General features: G+C 37.8%; 1 protein-coding gene. It reads left to right on the forward strand.

Annotated features, from left to right (window positions below; all coding sequences use genetic code 11):
• The first annotated feature begins 55 nt into the window (after positions 1-55).
• Positions 56-1404, forward strand: a protein-coding gene (locus MK805_RS17735; RefSeq protein ID WP_240877251.1) for an IS3 family transposase whose coding sequence is annotated in 2 segments (ribosomal slippage) — positions 56-500 and positions 500-1404 — 1350 coding nt in all. Because the reading frame shifts where the segments join, the coding sequence is not laid out codon by codon here.
• Positions 1405-1435: the final 31 nt, after the last annotated feature.

The following is a 1435-nucleotide window of genomic DNA, read 5'->3' on the forward strand; positions in this document are numbered from 1 at the left end:
ATGAACTGCACCCCAATTGTTAGACACACCTAACAGTTGGAGGTGCAGTTTTTCTATGAGCAAATATTCATTAGAGCTAAAACTTAAGGCAGTTCTTGCCTATTTAGAAGGGAAAGAATCCTTTTCTTCCATTGCTCAACGGTTCCAAGTGAGTCTCACCCCTTTGAAAAATTGGGTAGCACACTATAGAGAAAACGGTGTGGAAGGGTTACTTCCAAACTATACAAATTACAATATTCAATTTAAAATGGATGTACTAAATTATATGAACGAATTTGGAGCGTCCATAACACAGACAGCAGCTGTATTTAACATTTCTTCTCCCAGTACCATTCTTCAGTGGAAGAGAGGGATAGAAGAAAAGGGACTGGATGCTCTTCTACCAAAGAAAAAGGGGCGTCCATCCATGAAAAAAGATAGAAAGAAATCAGCACCAGTTGAGGGTTCCATGGAAGCATTAAAAGCGGAAAACGAGCGTTTACGCATGGAAAATGCCTACTTAAAAAAGTTGAATGCCTTAGTTCAAGAAAAAGAAAAATTACAGAACAAGACAAAGCGAAAGTAATTTATGAACTAAGGCGTGAATTTAAAATAGTGGATCTGGTAAAATTCGCTGGTATTGCCCGAAGCACGTACTATTATTGGATAAAACAAAGGAACAAACCGGATAAATATAGCGAAGTAAAAGCAAATATCCAAGCTATCTTTGAAGAACATCAAGGACGTTATGGCTATCGTCGAATCACATGGGAATTACGAAATCAAGGGTATCTTTTGAACCATAAGACGGTTCGCCGTTTAATGAATGAGATGGGTTTGAAGTGTTTGGTTCGAATGAAAAAATATCGTTCCTATCGCGGAATGGTTGGAAAAATTGCACCGAACATTTTAGCGCGTCAATTTCAAGCAACAAAACCCAATGAAAAATGGGTAACGGATGTCACCGAATTTCATTTATATGGGGAGAAGCTATATTTATCCCCCGTTCTTGACCTTTTTAACGGAGAAATTGTAGCTTATCAGCTGGAAAAACGTCCAGTTTATTCACTTGTTTCCATAATGCTGGACAAAGCCTTCCAACAATTAAAAGATGATGAATTCCCTATCCTACACTCGGATCAAGGATGGCATTATCAAATGAGATCCTATCAGCATGCATTGAAAGATCGAGGAATAACCCAAAGTATGTCTCGTAAAGGAAATTGCTTGGATAATGCTGTAATGGAGAACTTTTTCGGATTACTAAAAAGCGAGTTGCTCTACTTGAAGGATTTTGAGAGTATGGAGCACTTTCAACAAGAATTAGAGAATTATATTTACTATTACAACCACAAACGAATGAAAGTAAAACTAAAAGGCATGAGTCCGGTTCAATACCGAACTCATGCCCAGCAAGCTGCTTAAATTTCGTGTCTAACTTTTTGGGTTCAGATCA

It is taken from the genome of Shimazuella soli, from assembly GCF_022511585.1.
GTDB classification, from domain to species: Bacteria; Bacillota; Bacilli; order Thermoactinomycetales; family Thermoactinomycetaceae; genus Shimazuella; species Shimazuella soli.